Raw genomic sequence first — 15435 nt, 5'->3', positions numbered from 1 at the left:
GGATTGATAATCCCGACTGAACATTACTGTGAAGAATAGCGCTGAATGCTCTGGCGACACCAAGTAATATTAAAGGTTTGGTGTCCCGCCCGGCAGAGAAAAATATCGAGTTTATAAATACATGCGTCTGAAGTGCATCAAGCTAGCGGGCTTCAAGTCTTTTGTTGACCCTACCACTGTCTATTTTCCGACAAACCTCAACTCGGTGGTGGGTCCCAATGGCTGTGGTAAATCCAACACCATCGATGCGGTGCGCTGGGTTATGGGGGAATCCTCCGCAAAGAACCTGCGCGGCGATTCGATGACGGATGTTATCTTCAATGGCTCCAGTGGCCGTAAGCCCGTGGGGCAGGCCTCGATTGAGTTGGTATTTGATAACTCTGAGGGCAAGCTTTCTGGAGCCTATGCGTCTTTCTCGGAGATTTCCGTCAAGCGCAAGGTAACCCGGGAAGCACAGAACACCTATTACCTGAATGGCGAGAAGTGCCGCCGCCGCGATGTAACCGATCTCTTCTTGGGTACCGGCCTTGGCCCACGCAGCTACGCCATTATTGAGCAGGGCATGATCTCCAAGTTGATCGAAGCCAAGCCCGAAGAGCTGCGCGTCTATATCGAAGAGGCCGCCGGTATCTCCAAATACAAGGAGCGCCGCCGGGACACCGAAAACCGGATGAGACGGACCTCTGAAAACCTTGAGCGCCTCACGGATATCCGCGATGAGCTGGATCGCCAGTTGTCCCGACTGGAGCGACAGTCCGCAGCAGCGGAAAAATACAGCCGATTTAAAGAGGAAGAGCGCAGCCACAAGGCTAATCTTCAGGCGCTCAAATACCGCGAACTGGATGACCAATCCAAGGCCAAGCAGCAACAAATAGGTGAGCTTGAACTCACCGTTGAAGAGCTGGTTACCCGCCAGGTCACCTGTGACACAGGCATTGAGCAAAAGCGCGTGGGGTACCACGAGCTGTCTGATAGCTTTAACGAAGTCCAGGGACGCTTTTACGCCGTCGGTGGAGATATCGCCCGCTTGGAGCAGAGCATTGCCCACGCTCGTGAGCGCTCTACTCGCCTGCATTCCGATTTGGCGCAAACCGAACAAGAATATCGCGAGGCGGAGACCAATCTCGAAGTGGATCGCGAAAAAGCGGCCCAGTTTGAGGAGGAGCTTGAGATTATTCTGCCGGACCTGGAGATGGTTTTGGCAGCAGAAGAGGAGTCTGCTGCGGCACTGCTCGAATCTGAAGAGCAGATGCGCAATTGGCAGAACGAGTGGGACCAGTTTAACCAGGGTGCCTCTGGCTCCCGTCAGAAAGCTGAGGTACAGCAATCCCGCATCCAGCACTTGGAAACTTCTGGCCAGCGGCTGCTGGAGCGGGTCAACAAGCTATTGGCGGAGCAGTCCGGCCTCCAGGTCTCTGACGACGATGAAGAGACACTGCAGCTGAACGAGCAGATGGCCGAGCTGGAAATGCAGGCTGAAGAGCGCCGCGAGGAAGCGGCAGAGCGTCGCGAGTCTCTGGATAGTCTCCGTGTGCAGGAGCGGGAGCTGGCTACCGAACTCGATCAGTTACGCTTGCAGCTGCAAACCGGGCGAGGCCGTCAGGCGTCTCTGGAAGCCTTGCAACAAGCTGCTTTAGGGCAAGGCAAGGCAGTTGAGAATTGGCTGCAGCAGCAAGCCCTGGCTGACAAGCCCCGGCTCGCCGACCAGATTAAAGCCCAGCCCGGCTGGGAAACCGCAGTTGAAACTATCCTCGGTCCCCAATTGCAGGCGGTATGTGTCGAGCAGCTCGAGTCCGTGGCTGAAGGATTGGCGGCACTGGAAAGCGGTCAAGCGGTTCTGATCGATAACAGTGCTGTAAATAGCAGTGCGAAGGGAGCACTTCCTTCGCTGCAGGATATGGTTCAGGGGCCGGCCTCTCTCTCCGGCATCTTGGCGGGAATTTATACCGCAGAGGATTTGACTGAGGCGCTGTCCAGGCGCGCGAGTTTGCGAGCTCATGAGTCTATTGTGACTCGCGATGGGCTCTGGCTCGGCCCCAACTGGTTGCGAGTGAATCGCGCCAGTGATGCAGAGGCCGGGGTCCTGGCGCGCAAGCAGGATCTTGAAACCCTGGGGCAGGAGTTGGCCCTGTGTGAGGAGCAGATAGAGAGTATTGCCGAGCGACGCGAGTCCCTGCGCACGCAAACGGTCGATCTCGAGCGCTCCATCGAACAAGCTCGCAATGAGTCCGACCAGCTCGGGCGTCGCGAGGCAGAGCTGCGCAGCCAGTTGTCCGCCCGACGGGCGCGTGCGGAGCAGATGAATGAGCGCCGTATCCGAATTGAGCAGGAAATCGGTGAGGTGCGTGAGCAGCAGGAGTTGGAAGGGGAGTCCCTGTCGGAAGCTCGTCTAATGCTGCAGGAAGCTGTCGAGGCGATGAGTGATGATACCGATCGTCGTGAAACGCTAATGGCACGCCGGGAGGAATTGCGCGAAGCTTTGGATGCCGTGCGCCAGCGTGCGCGGGAGGACAAGGATCGCGCCCATGAACTGGCTATGCGCGAGCAGTCAGTGCGCACCCAGATGGTGTCTCTCGAGCGCACTTTGCAGGTGATGAGCGAGCAGCTGGAAAGGTTGCGCAGTCGTCGTCAGCAATTGCAGGAGCAAATGGAGGAGACCCAGGACCCCTCCCAGGATTTTCAGGCTGAGTTGGAAGAAAAACTCGGCGAGCGTATTGAGGTGGAAACGGAACTCGCCGATGCGCGCAAAAAGCTGGAAGAGGTTGAGACCGGCCTGCGTGAGCAGGAACAGGAGCGCCACAAAGTGGAGGCGGCTCTTCAGGGAGTGCGCGTCCAGCTTGAGCAGGAGCGTCTCGCTGCGCAGACTCTGGAAGTGCAACGAAACGGATTGGTAGAGCAGCTGCGCGAGAGCGAGCACGATATCGATCAGCTGCTCGAACAGTTACCTGGCGATCTGACGATTAAACAGGTACAGGAAGATTTGGAATTGGTAGCTGCGCGTATCTCGCGTCTCGGGCCGATTAACCTCGCCGCTATCGATGAATACAAGCAGGAGTCTGAGCGCAAGAACTACCTGGATCGCCAGCATGGGGATCTGATGGAAGCGCTGGAGACCCTGGAAAATGCAATTAAGAAAATCGACAAGGAAACGAGAACCCGCTTCAAGGAAACTTTTGATCAGGTAAATGCGGGCCTGCAGGAACTCTTCCCGAAAGTTTTCGGTGGTGGTAATGCCTATCTGGAACTTACCGGTGAAGATCTGCTCGATACTGGTATCGCGATCATGGCCCGCCCGCCGGGCAAGCGCAACAGCACAATCCATCTGCTCTCGGGTGGAGAAAAAGCGCTGACGGCGATCGCATTGGTATTCTCGATTTTCCGTCTGAATCCAGCACCTTTCTGTATGTTGGATGAGGTGGATGCTCCCCTTGACGATGCTAACGTTGGTCGTTACGCACGAATGGTTAAAGAAATGTCAGAACACGTTCAGTTCATCTATATTACCCACAACAAGATCGCAATGGAGATGGCGGATCAGTTGCTGGGGGTTACCATGCACGAGCCGGGTGTATCCCGACTGGTGTCGGTGAATGTGGAAGAAGCAGCCGAGCTGGCTTCTGCATAAGGGCGTAAAGGGAGAGGCGCTAAAAAATGGATAACTGGCTGGTTACAATCCTGGTTGTCGTTCTGCTGGTCGTTGTGGTCGATGGCATACGCCGGGCGATCTTGCGACAGCGCGCGGCAGTTAAGGTCTCCCGCAATCTGTCGCGGGCCATGCAATCTGAAGTAAAAAATGAAGCTGATCCGGTCTCAGAGAAGGCTGAAGAAGAACCCCCGGTCCGCAAACCCCTGGAGACGCGAGAGCCCAAGCCTGCAAACAGCGAATTGCCCGGGCAGGCTCGCGTTGTTCAGCGCCGTCCGCTAGAGGATGCGCTACATGTGAATCGCCAGGTGCAGGAGAGCTTTATTTCCTCGCGCAAACCGCTCGCTGGCAGCAATCCCCAGAGGAGTCCGGAAGAGCAGGGTATCCTCGATTTGGAAGAGCAAGTCCCCACCCTGATGGAGTCGGTCGGTGAAGAGCAACGCTATGAGCCTGCATTAGATGAGGCTGAAAGCCTAAATGCGATGGATAGCGCTCACAGTCCTGAGCATGAAGCTGTGCATGAGGATTCTCAAGCCGAGCGATCTTCTCAGTCTCCAAGCTCTGGCAGTGTTGGTGAAGGTGCTCCCACCCGTGAGGTGCTGGTGATTAATGTAATGGCGCCAGAAGGGGATTACTTCGAGGGTAATGATTTACTTCGGGTAATGGTTGCCTGTGGCATGCGCTTTGGTGAAATGAATATTTTTCACTACCATGAGCACGGCGGTGCTGATGGGGCCATTATCTTTAGTCTCGCCAATATTGTTGTGCCCGGCGTTTTCGACCTGGCCCAGATGGAAGAATTTGCCACGCCGGGTGTTAGCTTGTTCCTGACACTACCTGTGGAAGGCGAGGCGATTAAAGCTTTCGATCAACTGCTTTCCACCTCATACAAAATTGCCGAGCTGCTCGGTGGCGAATTGAAGGATGAGAATCGCAGTGTATTTACCGCGCAAACGGCGGAGCATTATCGTCAGCGGGTTGTGGAGTACCAGCGCCGCAGGACTTTAGCGATGGCGCAAAGCTAACTCGCAATCTCTACATAATTGTTGCCATTTTTAATGCGGCCCGGGATGCCGGCTGATTTTCATTTTGGAAATTAGCCGTAAGCTCGGGCCGTATTTGCATGTAAAATCGAAATAATTTTCTAACTATTATTTTTATTCACTCGAATTGCCGATGACTCATCAAACTATTTCCCCTCAAGTGCGCGAGCGTGTTCAGGAATTACACGAAATCCTCCAGCGTGCGAATCACCAATACTATGTGCTTGATGATCCCGAGTTGCCGGATATTGAGTACGACCGGCGCCTGCGCGAGTTGCAGGACCTGGAAAGTGAATTCCCTCAGCTACTGACACCGGATTCTCCCACCCAGAGGGTAGGCGCAGAGCCGCTCTCCTCTTTCCAGGAGGTTCGCCACGAGGTGGCGATGTTGTCTTTGGATAACGCCTTTAATGATGAAGAGTTGCTGGAGTTTGACCGCCGGGTGTGTGAGCGCCTCAACAGTAAAGGGCCAGTGGAATACGCCTGTGAACCCAAATTAGACGGTATCGCTATCAGCCTTTTATATCGCGACGGAGTACTTGAGCGAGCGGCAACGCGAGGGGATGGCACGACGGGTGAGGATATCACCCAGAATGTACGCACCGTGGGATCTGTACCTCTGCGTTTGCGTCAAGCAGATGGTATTGAAAAGTATCCGGGTGTATTGGAGGTCCGCGGCGAAATCTATATGCCGAAAGCGGGCTTTGCCGAATTGAATCGCAAAGCGGCTGAGGCGGGCGAGAAGCTTTTCGTAAATCCTAGAAATGCCGCTGCCGGTAGTTTGCGTCAATTGGACTCCCGCATAACAGCGCAGAGACCGCTGGAATTGTGTGTGTATGGCACTGGCCTTGTAGAGGGCGGTGAGCTGCCGGAAAAGCACGTTGAGACTTTGCAGCTGCTGGGACATTGGGGCTTCCGTACAAACCGAGAGATGCGCGTCACTAAGGATATTCAGGGCTGCATCGACTACTACCGGGAAATCGGCGAGAAGCGCGAGGACCTCGCTTACGATATTGACGGTATTGTTTTTAAGGTCAACAGTATTCCCCTGCAGCGCCGTCTCGGTTTTGTTGCCCGCGCACCCCGTTGGGCCATGGCCTATAAGTTTCCTGCTCAGGAGGAAATGACTGAATTATTGGATGTTGAATTCCAGGTGGGGCGCACCGGTGCGGTTACCCCGGTTGCTCGCCTGCAGCCGGTATTTGTCGGCGGCGTTACCGTTTCCAATGCAACTCTGCACAATCGAGATGAGATCGAGCGCCTCGGCGTACAGGTGGGTGATACCGTCATTATTCGCCGTGCCGGAGATGTTATCCCGCAGGTGGTTTCTGTAGTGGAGAGCAAGCGCAAGCCGGGTGGCCACGCTATTGAATTCCCCACGCATTGCCCGGTATGCGGCTCGCCGGTGGAATCCACGCCTGGTGAGGCGGTGGTCCGCTGTAGCGGCGGCCTGATTTGTAGTGCCCAGCGCAAGCAGGCCATCAAGCATTTCGCTTCGCGCAAAGCAATGGACATTGATGGGCTGGGAGACAAGCTGGTAGAGCAGCTGGTAGATGAGGACTTGTTACACTCGGTGTCCGGGCTCTACCACCTCACTTTGGAGCAGGTGGCGGGACTTGAGCGAATGGGGCAAAAGTCTGCCCAGAACCTCCTCGATGCACTGGAGCGCAGTAAAGAGACCACGCTGCCTAAATTCCTCTATGCCCTGGGTATCCGGGAAGTGGGTGAGGCTACAGCGCGCAATTTGGCGCGGCACTTTGGCGAATTGAATCCGCTAATGTCGGCAGATGTCGAGGCTTTGCAGGAAGTTGAAGATGTGGGCCCAGTGGTCGCTCATTTTGTTGCTGAGTTTTTTCAGCAACCTCATGCCCAAGAAGAGGTGGAGGCACTGCAGCAGGCGGGTGTGCATTGGCAAGCGGAAGAGAGTGACGAGCAGGATCAGCCCCTGGCAGGGGAAACCTGGGTGCTCACCGGCAAACTGGAAACCCTGTCCCGCAGTGAAGCAAAAGACTACTTACAGAGGCTGGGTGCGAAAGTCGCAGGAAGTGTTTCCGCCAAGACCGGCACTCTGGTTGCTGGGCCAGGCGCTGGCTCAAAATTGACCAAAGCGCAGGGGCTAGGTATCACAGTTATGGATGAAGAGGCGCTTCTGGATATGCTGCGCGAAAGGGGCTTTGAGATTTAGTTCTGGTATTTTAGGCGGGGCACCATTAGTAACTGAATAGCCGAACTTTTGAGCACTTTGCAGGTTCGTGTTTTGTTTTGTGGCTTTCTGGTCGCTTCGCCGTTAAAGTTGATGCCTTAGATCTGTTTTGCCCTGGGTACCTGATGTCCAGTGGCACTGTGGTAAGGAATGGAATTAATGCTTCAGGGCGATCAGGAATCCATCGTTTACGGATGTATCAAAGACAGCAATAGCCTCGCTGGCGGCAGCGATCGGCGTAGGGTGAACCGCAATGCTGTGCTCGCTCTGCCCAGTGCTGACGAATGGCCATTCCTGTGCCGGGATATGTTTGCTATTCCCACCATTAAGGTGAAGCAATCCCAGTACCAAACCGATGTTATCCACTTTGGCGCTTCCTATCGGGCGGTAGAATACGAGTGGGATTTGTGGATACAGAAGTTTGAAGAGTTGTTGAAGAGTATGTATTGGGTTTCGGCAACTGTGCATTTGGAAACTGAGCTTTCCGGCGTTCACTCTTTCAGCTGGGAATCCGCTGGCCTCTATCACGAGCCGGGCAGCGGCGATATGCAGGTTCGCTGCGAGTGGACCCAAGAGGGTCGGGTGAGTATCTGATTTTTGTGGCCCGGTTGGTCCGGGCCCTCTCTTGCCTAATTGCCGCAAAGCAGATTTAAATAAGCAGCCCTGTCACAAATCCTATCTCTCTTTTTCTTTCCGCAACTATATTCCCTGATAGTCTCTGGAACTGAAACTTTGGTCTGTTAAAGTGTCTTTGCCGAACGGTACCAAGGTGCCGCGGCCGAGAAGCTGTAAAGCCAGATTATAAGAATTGGCGCGATCTGGGCGCCCTATCAGGAAGGAATACACATGATTAAATCCAGTTCTCTGCTGTTTGCCAGCGCACTGATGTTGTCGCCGCTGTTACATGCGTCTGAGCACGAAAGCAAAATGGATATGAGCAGTAAGGCCCCAGCAGATGCCAAGGTCTATATTATCTCGCCGAAGGATGGAGAGAAGGTGCCCCAGACATTTACGGTGAAGTTTGGTTTGTCTGGTATGGGTGTGGCACCGGCGGGTACCAATCAAGAGAATACCGGCCACCATCATCTGCTGATTGATGTGGATGATATGCCGGATATGAGCAAGCCTTTGCCGGCGAGTAAGAACATCATTCACTTTGGTGGCGGGCAAACCGAGACTCAAGTTACCTTGCCACCGGGCAAGCATACGCTACAACTGGTTCTGGGCAACTATATGCATGTGCCACATAAAGAGCCTGTGATGTCCAAGAAAATTACCGTCGTGGTCGAGTAGGGCTGCAGCGGCTAAATAACCTTCTGTCGATGCATTAAGCGCATCTGGGGAGAGTGAAATGGGTGGCGAATTCCGCACTGAAAAGGACAGCCTGGGCGAAGTTCAGGTGCCGACTGAGGCGATGTATGGCGCGCAAACCCAGCGCGCCGTGGAGAATTTTCCTGTCAGTGGTCACGGCTTGCCGGCAGAGTTTATCCGCGCCATTGTGCTGATAAAGAAATCTGCTGCGGAGGCCAACCGGGACTTGGGGTTGCTGGATAAAGCCCAGGCTGAGGCCATTATCAATGCCTGCGACAGTCTCGGTGATGAGGAGTATGCCACTCATTTTCCCGTCGATATTTACCAGACAGGTTCTGGTACCAGCTCAAATATGAATGTTAACGAGGTGCTCGCTCACCTGGCAGAAAAGCACAGTGATCAAACCATCAGCCCCAATGATCACGTGAATATGAGTCAGAGCAGTAATGACGTGGTTCCGACCGCGATTCATGTGTCCGCCCTGCTTGCAGTGCGCGACACCCTGCTGCCTGCGTTGCGCCATTTGCACACTGGCTTGTGCGACAAGTCCACGGAACTTGAAAGTATTGTAAAAACCGGCCGCACCCATCTGATGGATGCAGTGCCTATGACAATGGCGCAGGAAGTTGGAGGTTGGGCTGCACAAATAGAGGCGTGCCGGGAGAGGATTCGCGCGGTAATGCCTCGGCTTGCCCAGCTGGCTCAAGGCGGAACGGCGATTGGCACCGGGCTCAATGCTCACCCGGATTTTGCCGAGCTGTTTGCACAAAAAATCAGCGCCCACACATCTCATCAGTTTCGCCCGGCAGAGAACTTTTTTACCGCAATTTCCAGTCAGGATACGTCGGTGGAATTGTCCGGGCAGCTCAAGGTGTTGGCAGTTTCCCTGATGAAAATTGCCAATGATTTGCGTTGGATGAACAGCGGTCCGCTTGCTGGCCTCTCCGAAATCGCCCTGGAGGCCTTGCAGCCAGGGAGCAGCATTATGCCGGGCAAAGTGAACCCGGTTATTGCTGAATCAGTTACTATGGTTTGTGCCCGGGTGATGGGTAATGACACCACAGTGACCGTGGCGGGACAGAGCGGCAATTTTCAATTGAATGTTATGTTGCCTTTAGTAGGCAGTACGCTGCTGGAAAGTATTAACCTGCTCGCGAATGCATCGACCCTATTGGCTGATCGAGCCGTTGCCAGTTTCGCGGTGAATCGGGCGCATATTGAGGGAACCCTGGGCCGCAACCCCATTTTAGTGACCTCCCTTAACCCAGTGATTGGCTACCTGAAAGCGGCGGAGATTGCCAAGGCCGCCTATGCCAGCTGTAGGCCAGTGCTGGATGTTGCTGTTGAAATGACGGACCTGGATAGAGAAACGCTTGAGGAATTGTTGGATCCCGCCCATTTGGCCAAGGGTGGGCTGATCAGCTAGGGGCAAAAAAGGCGATTCCCAACAGTATTAACGATATAATGGCGGTCAGGCACATAAGCCAGTGCAAAAGCCTTAACAGCGTGGCTCGATCCTCTGGTTCCAGCATTCTTCTGCTCATTGGTGCCTCCTGCGGCGTTGACAGGAACCGGCCAATCCCTCACGATTCGACGCCGCGTCGGTACTGGGTGCCGACAATACAATGGTAGCGCCACAAAATGTGGCAGTCTCACCTGTTTTGAAAATCAATGTATCCAGATCGTCATGGCTAAAAGAAGTCGCCGCTCCTTTATTACCAGTGTCCTCGCCTGTGTCGCCTTTGTAGTGGCGGCAGTCTACAGCTGGGACCTGCCCGTTAAGGATGTTGTCACCTATTTCATTCTTCTGTTGGTGATATTACTTGTCATCATTGCTCTGGCGTTTGGGTGCGGGGCTTTATTGAATTGGTTGCGCAGGCGTAAATAATAGATGGCGTCAACGGAAGAGGATATTCGCATCCCTATCGCCTACCTCGAGCGACTGCTCGAAGAGGCGACCAAGCATGGGTGTGATCGCAAGGAGCTTTTAGCTTCTGTCGATATCGATGAGTCTGAATTGCAGGGCGTATCCGCATTTTCAGCAGTGAAGTACGGCCGCTTGTACCAGCGCGTGATGTGGCTGGCGCAAAATGAGTGGTTTGGCATGCTTAGCGGTGGAAGGGTCCGTTCCGGGTCTTTTCGTTTGTTGTGTCTGGCGGTGGTGAATTGTGCAACCCTACGCCAGGCGATTACGCTCTGTGCCGAATTTATGGAAATCTGCCGAGGTTTTAAGGTGAAGCCGGTACTCGGAGAAGGTGGCCATGGGCGCGAGCGGGTTGAAATTTGCGGGATCAGTTCGCTGGGCAAAGGCGAATTTGAGCAGCTGCTGAATAACACGAGCCCCAGTGTGGTGCGTACAACCTTAGCGGTTTGGCACAGGTTTTATTGCTGGCTGGCAGGGCGGGAGATTCCGCTGGCCAGGCTGCACTTTTCATTTGCTTGCCCAGAAGAGTTTCGCAGTCTCGCGCAGAGTGAGGCCAATGAGTTGTTATTTGAGCAGCCGTTTAATGCGCTCGAATACGATACCCGCTACCTGGAATACCCTGTGGTGCAAAGCCCGCAGATGGTTGAGGACTTTATTCGCACCGCTCCTTACCACCTGGTGATTAGCGACGGCAGTGCCAATAGTATCAAGACCAAAGTGAAAACCATTTTGAACCGGGACGTGAGTGAGTCCATGCCTGCCGCTGAGGCGGTGGCGGAGAGGCTCAATATGTCGGTCACCACGTTGCGACGTCGCCTTCAGCAGGAGGGTACCTCCTACCAGAAGCTCAAAGACGAATGTCGGATGGAAGCGGCTTTTCACTACCTCAGCTGCCCGGATCTTTCCAATGGGCAGATCGCAGAGATGCTTGGGTTCGATGAATCCAGTGCTTTCTTCCGCGCCTTCAAAAAATGGACGGGAATTACGCCAGGCGAGTATCGCCGGGGTGGTCGCGCCGCAGCTGGCCTGGATATTTGACTGGGCCAGTCACCTTTTTTCATCCTCTCGCCTCGATTTGTCACCGCTTTGGACGGGTTTGGCCATAGAGGGGGCTGCTCGCTTACTACTATGATGAACCAATCTTAGAAATTAGTCATAAATATGACTGGATGGTTTTGCCTCCGGTCCCAAACATAAGCGAATTGAGGCTATCAGGATGACCGATATCAAAATGCCACTGCGTGATTTGCGTTTCGTAATGCGCGAGATGCTGGACTCAGAAAAGCATTATGAGTCACTTGGATATGAGGAGGCTACTCCTGATGTCGTGGATGCCATCCTGGAAGAGGGTGCAAAGTTTTGTGAAAACGTTATTGCACCGCTGAACCAAATTGGCGACCAGCAAGGTTGCACCTGGAAAGACGGTGAAGTTACTACCCCGGAAGGCTTTAAAGAAGCCTACCAGCAGTTTGTAGAGGGTGGCTGGGCTGCACTGCCTCACGATCCTGAGTACGGTGGCCAGGGCCTGCCGCCCTCGCTCGGCACTATCATGAGCGAGATGGTTGGTACCGCCAACTGGTCCTGGGGCATGTACCCCGGCTTGTCCCACGGTGCGATGAACACCCTGGAAGAGCACGGTACTGAAGAGCAAAAGCAGGTTTACCTGACCAAGCTGGTTGAAGGTAGCTGGACCGGCACTATGTGTCTGACCGAGCCTCACTGCGGTACCGATCTGGGTATTTTGCGCACCAAGGCCGAGCCGAATGACGATGGCTCCTACGCGATTACCGGCACCAAGATCTTTATCTCCGCCGGTGAGCACGACATGACTGACAACATTGTTCATATCGTACTCGCCCGCTTGCCAGACGCACCTGCTGGCACCAAGGGTATCTCCCTGTTTATCGTACCCAAGTTCCTGCCGAACGCTGACGGCTCTGCCGGTGAGCGCAACGGTGTGGTATGTGGTTCCCTCGAGCACAAAATGGGTATTCACGGCAACGCCACTGCAGTGCTGAACTTTGACGGTGCTAAAGGCTTCCTGATCGGCGAGCAGAATAAAGGCCTGAGCTATATGTTCACCTTTATGAACACTGCGCGCCTGGGCACTGCTCTGCAAGGCCTGGCTCACTCCGAGATCGGTTTCCAGAAGTCCCTGGCTTACGCAAAAGATCGCCTGCAAATGCGTTCTCTGTCCGGCGTGAAAAACCCGGAAGGCCCGGCTGACCCGATTATTGTTCACCCTGACGTGCGCCGCATGCTGATGACCCAGAAAGCCTTCTCTGAAGGTGGTCGTATGCTGGTTGTTAAGTGCGCACAGCTGGTTGATATCACTCACAAAGGCGATACTGACGCGAAGAAAGCCGCTGACGATATGCTGGCTTTCCTGACGCCGATTGCAAAAGCATTTTTGACAGAAGCCGGTTTTGAATCTGCCAACCTGGGTATGCAGTGTTTCGGTGGCCACGGTTATATTGCCGAGTGGGGCGTGGAGCAGAACGTACGTGATGCGCGTATCTCCACTATCTATGAAGGCACCACTGGTATTCAGGCTCTGGACCTGTTGGGTCGTAAGGTTCTGATGACCCAGGGTGAATTGCTGCGCGGTTTCACCAAGCAGGTTCACAAATTCTGCCAGGCGGAAATTGATAACGAAGCACTGGCGCCTTTCGTTGCTAAATTGCAAGAACTTAACAAGCAGTGGGGCGACCTGACCTTGCACGTTGGCGGCAAAGCTATGGAAAACCCTGACGAAGTCGGTGCTGCTTCTGTAGATTACCTGATGTTCTCCGGTTACACCGTACTGGCCTTCCTGTGGGCACAGGCGGCTAAAGTTGCCAATGAAAAACTGGCAGCGGGCACTGGAGAAGAAGATTTCTACAAGGCGAAAATTACTACCGCGCGTTTCTTCTTCGAGCGTATCCTTCCTCGCACTTCCAGCCACGCAACGTCCATGTTGAGTGGAGCAGGCAACTTGATGGAATTGGATGCCGAGCATTTTGCATTCTGATCCCGCTCTGAAATGAAAACCGCCGGCAAATGCCGGCGGTTTTTTTGTGAGTAATAAAGCGGCTTAAACGGAGAATTTCCGATGCAATTGCCGGATTCAGTTCAAGAGCGCCTGTGTCACTTAGCTTGTTCGTACCCGCTGGCTCGGGTACAGTTCCGGCTGCCAGATGCCTGTGACTTCTATGTTTATGTCACCGAAGTATCTAAAAATTACAAAGTGATTTCCGAATTTGGTCAGACTGATAATCCAGAACTAACATTGGAAATGGAAAACAGCACTCTCAGTGCTATATTGGACGGTCAATTAAGTGGGCGTCACGCCTTCCTTTTGGGGGATGTTCAATATTCTGGAAATCGCGAGTTGGCCGCAGCATTGGCAGGTTTATTTCCTGCGAATAGTGAAGAGGGAGATCGGTAAAGAGAGGTTTTAAACCTTCTTTTTCACCGTCTCAAAGATACTACAAACAATAAATAAATTCTCGCTCGCCCAGAGATATGGCAGCTTTCGCCTATGGAGACGGAAGGTGTGGGCAAGCGACGACAACAATCAGGAATGGGAGAAGAGAGTTGGACATTGATCGCAGCATACTTGATGTCTTTAAAGGCGCTTGCGCCAAATTCGGTGACCGGCCGGCTTTCACATGCCTGGGGCGTACACTTTCAATCAATGATATTGACACGCTAAGTGGAAAATTCGCCTCTTATTTACAAAATCATACCGACTTGAAGCCCGGTGATCGCATCGCTGTCCAGCTGCCCAACGTGCTGCAGTACCCAGTAGTTGTTTTTGGTGCACTGCGCGCAGGTTTGGTTGTAGTAAATACCAATCCGCTGTACACGCAGCGCGAGCTTAAGCACCAGCTGAATGATTCAGGGGCCAAGGCTCTGGTCGTACTGGCGAATATTGCCGATACCGCTGCTGCGGTGGTTGCTGAAACCGATGTAAAACAAGTTATTGTTACTGAGATTGCGGACCTGCACAGTCCGCTGAAGCGTACCTTGATCAACAGTGTGGCGAAGTACGTTAAGAAAATGGTGCCCGAATTTTCGTTTGCCAATGAAGTTAGCTTCCGCGATGCAATGGCAAAAGGCGCTGAGCGTCCTCATAAGGATGTTGAGCGCACCAAAGAAGATATTGCAGTTCTGCAGTATACCGGCGGTACTACCGGGGTTGCCAAAGGGGCAATGCTGACTAATGGTAATCTGGTAGCGAATATGGAGCAGGTTCGTATCGCATTTGCCAGTGGTATGAAAGAAGGTGAGGAGTTCTATATTGCACCTTTGCCTCTTTACCATATCTACGCATTTACCATCCACTGCATGTGCCTTTTCTCCACGGGCAACCACTCGTTGTTAGTGCCCAACCCGAGGGATATTCCGGGTTTTGTGAAGATGCTGAAAGGCCTGCGTTTCACTGGATTTGTTGGGCTCAATACCCTGTTCAATGGCCTGATGCGCAACAAGGATTTTGCTGAACTGGACTTCAGCAAATTGCACTCAACAGCTTCTGGTGGCATGGCGTTAACTCGCGATACGGCTAAGCGCTGGGAGGAAATGACCGGCTGTATGATCATGGAAGGTTACGGTATGACTGAAACCTCCCCGGTTGTTTCATTTAACCCTACTGATGGTGTTCAGCTGGGCACGGTGGGTGTTCCTGTTCCCGGCACCGAGGTCAAGGTTGTCGACGAGAATGGCAATGACCTGCCAAACAACTCTCCTGGCGAGCTGTGCGTGCGCGGACCTCAGGTGATGAAAGGCTACTGGCAGCGTCCGGAAGCGACAGCGGATACCATCGACAGTGAAGGTTGGTTGAATACCGGCGATATGGCCGTTATTCAGGATGATGGTTACATCAAAATCGTAGATCGCAAGAAGGACATGATTATTGTATCCGGCTTCAATGTATATCCCAATGAGATTGAAGACGTGATCAGCGCGCATCCGAAGGTCACTGAAGCTGCCGCTATCGGTATCCCGGATGAGAAAAGTGGTGAGCAGGTGAAGCTCTTCCTGGTGAAGGCTGATCCATCTTTGACCGAAGATGAAGTTGTCGCCTACTGCCGTGAGCATATGACGGCTTATAAAGTGCCGAAGCATGTGGAGTTCCGTGAGGACTTACCCAAAACTAATGTGGGCAAAATCTTGCGCCGTGAACTTCGCGATGAAGAGTTGAAAAAGCTTGAGGCTACTAGCGCTGCTTAAGTCGCTATTTAGCTAAAGAGTTCAACCGCATAAAAGGCCCTGCTGGAGACAGTGGGGCTTTTTTATTGGTTTCGATTCACGGAGAGGCACCTGCAGC

General features: G+C 53.4%; 11 protein-coding genes. All 11 read left to right on the top strand.

Annotated elements, in window-relative coordinates; all coding sequences use genetic code 11:
* The first annotated feature begins 121 nt into the window (after nucleotides 1-121).
* The 11 genes from smc (at nucleotide 122) to ACJJIS_RS13590 (ending at nucleotide 15338) form a co-directional block, all read left to right on the top strand.
* Nucleotides 122-3625 (top strand): chromosome segregation protein SMC, encoded by a 3504-nt coding sequence (smc, locus tag ACJJIS_RS13640; protein WP_475708334.1) that lies wholly within the window; start codon nucleotides 122-124, stop codon nucleotides 3623-3625.
* 26 nt (nucleotides 3626-3651) lie between these two features.
* The gene (zipA, locus tag ACJJIS_RS13635) at nucleotides 3652-4668 is read left to right on the top strand and encodes a cell division protein ZipA (protein ID WP_475708333.1); all 1017 of its coding nucleotides are present in this window, start codon (nucleotides 3652-3654) and stop codon (nucleotides 4666-4668) included.
* Between the two features lie 151 nt (nucleotides 4669-4819).
* Complete coding sequence (gene ligA / locus ACJJIS_RS13630) at nucleotides 4820-6871, top strand: NAD-dependent DNA ligase LigA (RefSeq protein WP_475708332.1); 2052 nt, start codon at nucleotides 4820-4822, stop codon at nucleotides 6869-6871.
* A gap of 177 nt (nucleotides 6872-7048) precedes the next feature.
* A complete protein-coding gene (locus tag ACJJIS_RS13625) occupies nucleotides 7049-7483 on the top strand; it encodes a hypothetical protein (protein ID WP_282933471.1) in 435 nt (144 codons plus the stop codon).
* A 252-nt stretch (nucleotides 7484-7735) separates the two neighbouring features.
* Nucleotides 7736-8182: a DUF4399 domain-containing protein gene (locus ACJJIS_RS13620; protein WP_282933470.1), complete on the top strand. Its 447-nt coding sequence runs from the start codon at nucleotides 7736-7738 to the stop codon at nucleotides 8180-8182.
* Nucleotides 8183-8240: 58 nt separating this feature from the next.
* The gene (locus ACJJIS_RS13615) at nucleotides 8241-9626 is read left to right on the top strand and encodes a class II fumarate hydratase (protein WP_413665142.1); all 1386 of its coding nucleotides are present in this window, start codon (nucleotides 8241-8243) and stop codon (nucleotides 9624-9626) included.
* Nucleotides 9627-9887: 261 nt separating this feature from the next.
* On the top strand, nucleotides 9888-10088 hold the full coding sequence (locus tag ACJJIS_RS13610; protein ID WP_282933468.1) for a hypothetical protein: 201 nt from the start codon (nucleotides 9888-9890) through the stop codon (nucleotides 10086-10088).
* 3 nt (nucleotides 10089-10091) lie between these two features.
* The gene (locus ACJJIS_RS13605; protein ID WP_282933467.1) at nucleotides 10092-11162 is read left to right on the top strand and encodes an AraC family transcriptional regulator; all 1071 of its coding nucleotides are present in this window, start codon (nucleotides 10092-10094) and stop codon (nucleotides 11160-11162) included.
* A 178-nt stretch (nucleotides 11163-11340) separates the two neighbouring features.
* Nucleotides 11341-13134, top strand: a complete 1794-nt coding sequence (locus ACJJIS_RS13600; protein WP_475708331.1) for an acyl-CoA dehydrogenase C-terminal domain-containing protein — start codon at nucleotides 11341-11343, stop codon at nucleotides 13132-13134.
* 81 nt (nucleotides 13135-13215) lie between these two features.
* Entirely contained in the window at nucleotides 13216-13551 is a 336-nt protein-coding gene (locus ACJJIS_RS13595) for an SCP2 sterol-binding domain-containing protein (RefSeq protein WP_282933465.1), read from the top strand.
* 149 nt (nucleotides 13552-13700) lie between these two features.
* On the top strand, nucleotides 13701-15338 hold the full coding sequence (locus ACJJIS_RS13590; protein ID WP_413665144.1) for an AMP-binding protein: 1638 nt from the start codon (nucleotides 13701-13703) through the stop codon (nucleotides 15336-15338).
* Nucleotides 15339-15435: the final 97 nt, after the last annotated feature.

The organism is Microbulbifer maximicatervae (SeqCode) (genome assembly GCF_056231245.1).
This window is presented reverse-complemented; position numbering and strand designations above follow the sequence as displayed.

Excerpts from the sequence above, each read along its gene's own strand:
- smc (WP_475708334.1), top strand. The coding sequence starts at position 122 with ATGCGTCTGAAGTGCATCAAGCTAGCGGGCTTCAAGTCTTTTGTTGAC.
- zipA (WP_475708333.1), top strand. The coding sequence starts at position 3,652 with ATGGATAACTGGCTGGTTACAATCCTGGTTGTCGTTCTGCTGGTCGTT.
- ligA (WP_475708332.1), top strand. The coding sequence starts at position 4,820 with ATGACTCATCAAACTATTTCCCCTCAAGTGCGCGAGCGTGTTCAGGAA.
- ACJJIS_RS13625 (WP_282933471.1), top strand. The coding sequence starts at position 7,049 with ATGCTTCAGGGCGATCAGGAATCCATCGTTTACGGATGTATCAAAGAC.
- ACJJIS_RS13620 (WP_282933470.1), top strand. The coding sequence starts at position 7,736 with ATGATTAAATCCAGTTCTCTGCTGTTTGCCAGCGCACTGATGTTGTCG.
- ACJJIS_RS13615 (WP_413665142.1), top strand. The coding sequence starts at position 8,241 with ATGGGTGGCGAATTCCGCACTGAAAAGGACAGCCTGGGCGAAGTTCAG.
- ACJJIS_RS13610 (WP_282933468.1), top strand. The coding sequence starts at position 9,888 with ATGGCTAAAAGAAGTCGCCGCTCCTTTATTACCAGTGTCCTCGCCTGT.
- ACJJIS_RS13605 (WP_282933467.1), top strand. The coding sequence starts at position 10,092 with ATGGCGTCAACGGAAGAGGATATTCGCATCCCTATCGCCTACCTCGAG.
- ACJJIS_RS13600 (WP_475708331.1), top strand. The coding sequence starts at position 11,341 with ATGACCGATATCAAAATGCCACTGCGTGATTTGCGTTTCGTAATGCGC.
- ACJJIS_RS13595 (WP_282933465.1), top strand. The coding sequence starts at position 13,216 with ATGCAATTGCCGGATTCAGTTCAAGAGCGCCTGTGTCACTTAGCTTGT.